Annotated in this window: 4 protein-coding genes and 1 pseudogene; all 5 read right to left on the reverse strand. The window is 37.6% G+C overall.

Features of this window, described 5'->3' with window-relative positions; genetic code table 11:
• Nucleotides 1-10: 10 nt before the first annotated feature.
• On the reverse strand, nucleotides 11-2,431 hold the full coding sequence (locus tag AAGC65_RS13880) for a polysaccharide biosynthesis tyrosine autokinase (protein ID WP_343113060.1): 2,421 nt from the start codon (nucleotides 2,429-2,431) through the stop codon (nucleotides 11-13).
• Between the two features lie 3 nt (nucleotides 2,432-2,434).
• The gene (locus AAGC65_RS13885; protein ID WP_343113061.1) at nucleotides 2,435-3,271 is read right to left on the reverse strand and encodes a polysaccharide biosynthesis/export family protein; all 837 of its coding nucleotides are present in this window, start codon (nucleotides 3,269-3,271) and stop codon (nucleotides 2,435-2,437) included.
• A 162-nt stretch (nucleotides 3,272-3,433) separates the two neighbouring features.
• A complete protein-coding gene (locus AAGC65_RS13890; protein ID WP_343113062.1) occupies nucleotides 3,434-3,745 on the reverse strand; it encodes a DUF3467 domain-containing protein in 312 nt (103 codons plus the stop codon).
• Between the two features lie 806 nt (nucleotides 3,746-4,551).
• On the reverse strand, nucleotides 4,552-5,664 hold the full coding sequence (locus AAGC65_RS13895) for a DUF5074 domain-containing protein (protein WP_343113063.1): 1,113 nt from the start codon (nucleotides 5,662-5,664) through the stop codon (nucleotides 4,552-4,554).
• Between the two features lie 459 nt (nucleotides 5,665-6,123).
• Nucleotides 6,124-8,050, reverse strand: a pseudogene (locus AAGC65_RS13900) (DNA-directed RNA polymerase subunit beta'); the annotation flags it as partial.

Genomic DNA, 8,050 nt, shown 5'->3' on the forward strand with positions numbered 1-8,050 from the left:
ATTCCTTTTCTTATTTATCAAACATTTTTGAAAATAATTTTGAACGTTTTGATGTATCAGCATTATTTTGTGATTCTACGTTTCCATATCCATAGCCGTACCCATAGCCGTATCCATAACCATAGCCGTAACTATTAAACCCTCCCTTGCGTTGCTTAATGTCATTAATTATCAAGTAAGCACGTTTGATCTTTTTCTCTGCTACAAGGTCATTCAAAATATTGAGCTGAGATTTATAGGTATAATCCTGACGGGTGATATAAAGACATATATCAGCATGCTTTTCTATTAACTGAGCATCTGCCACCAGGCCTATTGGTGCACTGTCAATAATAATATAATCGAAGCTTTTTTCAAGTTCTTTGATTAACTCTTTCAAACGGTCACTTAATAACAATTCTGAAGGATTAGGCGGAACCGGGCCGGCAGATACAAGTGACAAATTTTCAGAGAAAAAAGTAGGTTTAAGAATATCCGATACTTTTATAGAACTGGATACCGCATAGTTTGTAAAGCCATCATTAGAGTCCATTCCTAAGCTTAATGAAAGCTTGGGTTTCCTAAGATCCAGTTCAAGCATAACTACCTTTTTTCCACCCAAAACTAATACACTTGCTAAATTAAGGCTGACAAATGATTTTCCCTCGCCGCTCATACTCGAAGTGACCATAATCACATTCGATTTATCATTATTTAATACAAACTGCAAGTTAGTTCTCAATGAACGAAACTGTTCTGACAAAATACTTCGAGGGTTTTTTATAACAGCTAATGCCCCATCCTCAACATCGTTACCGAGCTCACCCAGGATAGTTACTTTAGTATTCTTTACAATATCATCCTTGTTTACAATTCTGATATTGAGTAGTTCTCTTAAATTAATACCTAAAAACGGTAAGAAAACGCCCATTAAAACACCTACAAGCATGATCATCATTTTATTAGGCTTGTAAGGCTCGAAATCACTTTTGGCCGGATCAATGATAGTAGCTGTAGAAATTGTAGAGGTCTTGGAAATAGCCGTTTCCTCTCTTTTTTGCAAAAGAAATAAATACAATTGCTGCCTTAAGTCCTGTTCGCGGGAGTAATCTAAAAATATACGCTCCTTTTTGGGGACACTTTTAACCTGCGCGTTCAATTTATTATTTTGCGCCTGTAAAGTGTTGATTCCTATATTTAAACTTCTTTTATAAGAGTTAAAGCTGCTTACCAATCCCTGTCTTGTTCGTTCAATTTCAGCATCTATATTTTGCATTACCGGATTCGTATCCTTGTAAGACAAAGCATATTGCCCTCTTTGAATCAACGCTTGATTGTAAGCGCCTATAGCAGCCGCAAATACAGGATCCGGAACCGCTAATGAACTTGGAATAATTCTTTTATTCTCCGGATTATTGATATATTTTGAGAGATCATCTAAAACTGTTAATTGTACCTGTTGCTCATTAAGTTTCTGATAAAAATCAGATGCACTCCCCACCAAAGCTTTTGATTGCTCAGCTACGTCGGCTATATTGTTTTCTTGTTTAAACTGAACAAACTTAGTTTCAACTCCGCTTAATTCCTGGCTAACAATTTTAAGTCGGTTGTCTATAAAAGTTAATGTACTATCAGCAATCTCCTTTTTGTTCTCCAGGTTATGCCTCAAGTACAATTCCATTAATTTTTGCAGAATTGCCTCTCCCTTTTTAGGATTTGAATACTCAAAACTTAAGGATAATGTGGTACTTTTTTTATCTGTTAAATCAACGTTGAAACTTTTTGATAACTCTTCAACTTTACTATCTACAGACTGGACTACCAGTTTATAATAATTCTTATTGCCAATAATAGCAGCATTAGGCTTTTTATTAATTATTAAATCAAATTGCTGGGTTTGTATAGGCTCACCAAATTTTACAGTACGATTCAGACCTTCCTTGCCATTAATTACATTAACCTGATCACTATTAACTGTTATGTCAAAGTTCCTAAGCTTAATAGAATCTTTTTTCTCAATAATTCTTACATCAAAAGGAGCATCATCATAAAGTTCAACAAATTTAAAGCCGCCTTCCTTGCGGAAAAGCGTACCATTCAAATGCATATCCCTAACAACATTAATCATTAGGATATTTGATTTTAAGATAGCAATTTCATTAAACGCATTACTTGGCATACCAAGTAGATCCGAAAAATCCATCATCGCGCTACTACCCATGCTTTTACCGCCTGGCACACCGCTTGATTGGTCATCAATGGTAATTTCGCTGTTTATTTTATATACTGGGGGGCTAAATCTGGCGTAGAAAAAAGCTAAAACACCGCAAACTAAAACACCAATTACAAAAAGATACCAAAAATTAAATATCTTACTTATAAATTTCTTAATATCAAAAGCTTCGTTTTGCTTAGGGGATACTTCAAATTCACTATTGCTATTAAATTCCATATACTATCTTCTACTTAAAAACACGATTAATACAGATAATGCCGATGCTAAAATGGTTATGTACCTTGTTTGGCTTGCATCATTGGCTGCAGCTTTACCTTTTCCAGGCTCCACATATATGATGTCATTTTGCCGCAAATAATAGTAGGGGGCAGACATAATATCACTTTTCTTCAAATTGATACGGTATGGAGTTTTAGTACCATCCTCATTTTCTCTGATTAATAGAACGTTATCTCTTTTTGCCAAAATAGTTAAGTCGCCGGCCATAGCTATACCATCTAATACACTTACCTTTTCATTTGGTACAATATACTGGCCTGGTTTTAGCACTTCGCCGGTTACAGTGATTTTGAAATTTGCAAATCTTACAATAACTGTAGGATCCTTATAATATTTGCCGGCTAAACTCAATACAGAATCCCTAAACTCAGCAGTTGTATAACCAGCAGCCTTAACCTTACCTAATACAGGTATATCTACATTCCCGTTTTTATCAACTAAATATCCGGATATTCCTTGCTGGCTGTTACCCGCCATAGATGCGACAGCAGCTGCACCTGCGCTTGGTGATGAACCCGGGCCACCTGTAGCAACATTGCCTGTATTAATTATTTGAGTTGCTGCCGGATCTATTGTTTGAATTAATATGTTTAAAATATCATCAACTTTGATTTTAGGCTCTGAGTATTCTGCCTTTGGAATTATTGCTAATTTGCCAGAATCAGGTATATCTTGAAAATACTTAACATTTTTAGTTGATGAACAGGAAGTAAGTTCCAAAGCCAGGGTGGTAACAAGCGCAATGAAAAATAAACTGTAAAAATATTTTTTACTCATAAATATGGGATTTCATAGAATTGATATAGATGTTGTAAAACGGTGCAATATATGCACACTTTTTTACATAATCAACATAAAATTATAATTTTTTTAATAAAATGGAAATAAAATAGTCATAAATTAACTAAAATGTGCTTTTTAGTATAATATTCTAAATTTTCAGGCTTGTCCCATTGTTCCTCCAAAATTCATGGGAAAGCCCGAAGGATCCTGCTGAATTTTGATGCGGCCATTTGCAACCTCAAATTTTTCAAGGTTCTCTTCTAATGCAGTTAATAAGCGTTTCGCATGCTCTGGGGTTAAAACTATACGTGATTTTACCTTGGCCTTAGGTACACCCGGCATTACCCTTATAAAATCAAGTACAAATTCTGAACTTGAATGGGTAATTATTGCCAGGTTTGAATAGATACCTTCTGCTACTTCTTCTGATAATTCGATGTTTAATTGATTTTCGTTTTGCTCTTCCATAACGTCAAAATTACAAAGCCTCTATATAATATAGTGTTTTAAAAATTTTATTTAGCGCGTTTAATTTAGCCAGCAAGTGAACGGAAAAGCAGCAATAAAGTTTTAATTATTTTTCAATTGGCTTAAACATTGTTGACTGTAAGCGCATTAAATTTTATTCGCTACAAAATTAACCTTAGGATAAAATAAATAAAATAATTTTAACTAAAGGTTATATTAATATTGCACAATATACATTCACATGCAAAATAGTTTGCCATTCGGGGGATGAAAGACGTATATGCTATTTAATTCCAGATCCGGGTATGAGTATTTATAACTATTTCGTCTGTGTATATCTTGACTAAACTTCAGTATAATTATAGTTTTTTGGGGTAAAAAGAAGCGGATGGGTTGGGGAAATCCTACTGATCAGTTTAATCCGTTCATTTCTTACAGACCTGATCGTAGAATTATTTTCAAGGAATAAATGTCAAATCCAAATAAACATGGTAGTTCTTTCCTGTAAAGAACAGCCATTACACTCATATTGCAAGTATATCACTGGTTAGACGCTCTTCATTAAATTCAGCTTTATAAAAACCTGCCCCCAACGCGATAGCACAGGAGGAATATGAGAAAAAAAGAATTGTTAGATCTTTAGTATCCGGGGCTATGGGCTCCGCTCCTGCTGATCAATACTTTACTTACATATAATTACATCATATCGCGTAACCATTATTACGTAGCATCACCTAAAGCAGACATAATGAATATAGTACTCCATATTAAGGCGTGATGCATTGGAACTCTGGAAGCGCCTACTACTATTTTAATAGTGCAATTTTTATCGGATTACCTTCTAAAGGAACTGTATATTCTAATTTTCCCAGCTTACTGAATACAGAAAGCTGAGACTGATTCGGCTCAAAATTGAAACTGTTATATCCCAAAATAAATAACTCTCCGGACTCAGGGTTAATGATCATGTCTTTGATACCTAAAGATGGATAATCTGCTAAGAAACTGGGGCCAATGACTGTTTGTGTTCTGGTATCTTGTACAACCAACCTATTGCTATCTACCTTAGTTGTGTTAAAATAAAGGGAATGTTCGTTAACAGCCATAGCTCCAAACAGGTTACCATTTGGTAACTGGAATGATTTTACAATATCTTTTTGACTATCGATGACCGTTATTCCACCAAGGATAGAGCAGGCGGGAGAGTTGGGAGGTAAGGATGGTGAACAATTGCTGAATTCAGGGAAGCCCTGCGATAGAATAAATACATTCCCATCGGCATCCGAAGCAGCATTGATAGGCTGTGGTATCACATAGATCTGTTTGATTTCTGTCATTGTAGTCAAATTGATGACAGATACGATATTGCTGGTTCCTTCTATGCCCGGTTGGGTTACGTAAGCTTTATCTTTTACTACTACCAGCCCCGCTGTCTGAGCGGAGATCTGTAGTTTAATATTTTTTGAAATACCCAGCGTCGTAGTATCCATAACCGCCACTGAGCCATCCAAGCAACTGATCAGGGCTTTTCCCTGATAAAAAGACACGTGGCCTGGATACCTGTTAGGCATATCCACCCGTTTGATGAGTTGGCTGCTTTTAGCGTCAACTACCTCCATCACACTTGAATTAGTAACGGCGATATACATTTTTGACCCATAAATTTTCAAATCGGTGGGTAGTTCACCAATCTTTTTTCCATTGGCTTCACTGTACATATCAAAGGTTAATGTTTTGGTGGCCGTGTTATAAAATGACAGGCTTCCATTTGCGCCCGGAGTATTGAGAGGCCCCTGACACAAAATATAAATGCCGCTTGACTGGAAAACCAGGTGCGGTTGCATAGCATCTTTTTTATGGCATGCCGGTAGCGACAAAATAGTTGCCAGCATTATAAAAGTCAGGCAGAGCGCTCTCATTTTCATAAAGTAGTTATTGATTATAAAACCATGATATCTACCATAAAAATGAAGAGAGAATACTTGTATAAAGAGTATTTTACGTGAACGATATCAATTCCTTGACGACCACGCGGATTTGATAAGAATCAAAGATCTATTATTTGATTTCCGGTCTGGAAACCAGCCATTAAACTTCAGGTCACAAGTATAGAAATGGTCAAATCCCCTCTCAAATTCAATATTATAAGAACCAGCGCGACCCCGACGTTACTAAACAGGAGTATTTAGCGTAATAGATGCCATACAAAGCCCTAAAATACACATAAGGCAATCCCAATCATTATTTACAACTACAGGCTCTACAATGCCTAATAATGAGTGATTGCGCCTATGACTCTCCGGGATACCTCCCCAATTTAAGGACATAAAAAAGGCCGCTGTAAAACAGCGGCCTTTCATTATTTAAACTTTACAGTATTAAGCTTCTATTTCTTCAGCTTTTGAAGCCATTAAGCGATCAAATTCCTCTTGTGAACCTACACGGATATTTTCGTATTCGCGTAAACCGGTACCAGACGGAATCAGGTGACCAACAATAACGTTTTCTTTCAAGCCAAGCATCAAGTCTTTTTTACCTGCAATTGCTGCTTCGTTCAGTACTTTGGTTGTTTCCTGGAACGATGCCGCAGAGATAAATGATTTGGTACCTAATGAAGCCCTGGTGATACCTTGTAGTATCGGGCTTGAAGTAGCCGCGATAGCATCACGTACTTCAACCAATCTTAAATCTCTACGTTTCAGTACAGAGTTTTCATCACGTAACCTTCTTAATGATACAATCTGACCGGCTTTTAATGTAGTTGAATCACCTGGCTCAACAACAACCTTTTTGTCAAATATCTCATCATTTTCGGTCATGAAATCCCAGCTGTCAACAGCTTCACGCTCAAGGAAACGAGTATCACCGGCATCCTCAATAGCTACTTTCTGCATCATCTGGTGAACAATCACCTCAAAGTGTTTATCGTTGATTTTCACACCTTGCAAACGGTAAACTTCCTGTATACCATTTACCAGGTATTCCTGTACCGCAGCCGGGCCCTTAATAGCCAGGATATCGGCAGGAGATATAGAACCATCTGACAGCGGCATACCAGCTTTCACAAAGTCATTATCCTGTACAAGGATGTGTTTTGACAACGGAACAAGGTATTTTTTAACCTGACCATCTTTTGATTCAATAGTGATCTCACGGTTACCACGTTTAACACCACCTAAGGTTACCACACCGTCAATTTCTGTAACTACGGCCGGGTTAGATGGGTTACGTGCCTCAAACAACTCGGTTACACGTGGTAAACCACCGGTAATATCCCGGGTTTTACCTGTTGAACGAGGAATTTTAGCAATAACCTGTCCGGTTTGTAGTTTTTCACCTTCTTCAACAGCAATGTGAGCACCTACCGGAATGTTGTATCCTTTAATAATGTTACCTTTTGTATCGGTAATTTGAATAGCAGGGTTTTTAGTTTTATCCCTGGTATCAATAATTACCTTTTCGCGGTGACCAGTTTGCTCGTCAGATTCTTCACGGAAAGTGATACCTTCTAATACGGCTTCAAACTGGGTTAAACCTGCAAATTCAGATATAATAACCGCATTGTACGGATCCCATGAACAGATACGGTCGCCACGGGTAATTTTGCTACCATCTTTTACATACAGGTATGAACCGTATGGAATGTTGTTGGTAACAATTACCTTGTTGCTTCCTTCTTCAATGATGCGGAACTCACCAGAACGGCCTAATACCACATCAACTTTACCTTCTTCGGTATTGTATTCAACCGTACGAACGTTTTCAAATTCAATGATACCATCAAATCTTGCGTTGATTTGTGACTCCGCAGCAATGTTTGACGCGGTACCACCCACGTGGAACGTACGTAATGTTAACTGTGTACCCGGCTCACCAATTGACTGTGCTGCAATTACACCCACAGCCTCGCCTTTTTGCACTCGCTTACCGCTTGCAAGGTTACGGCCGTAGCACAATGCGCATACGCCACGTTTGCTTTCGCAGGTTAATACCGAACGTATTTCAACTCCTTCAAGCGGAGAGTTCTCAATTTTCTTGGCTACTTCTTCAGTAATGTCATGACCGGCTGTTGCCAACAATTCGTTGGTAATAGGGTCATGCACATCATGCAGGGTAGTACGGCCTAAAATACGATCATATAATGGTTCAACAATATCCTCATTATCTTTCAGCGCAGTTGTATAGATACCTCTTAAAGTACCGCAATCAACTTCACCTACAATCATATCCTGGGCTACGTCATGCAACCTACGGGTTAAGTAACCAGCATCCGCTGTTTTCAACGCCGTATCCGCCAAACCTTTA

The sequence above is a fragment of the Mucilaginibacter sp. genome, assembly GCF_039207105.1.
Lineage (GTDB): Bacteria > Bacteroidota > Bacteroidia > Sphingobacteriales > Sphingobacteriaceae > Mucilaginibacter.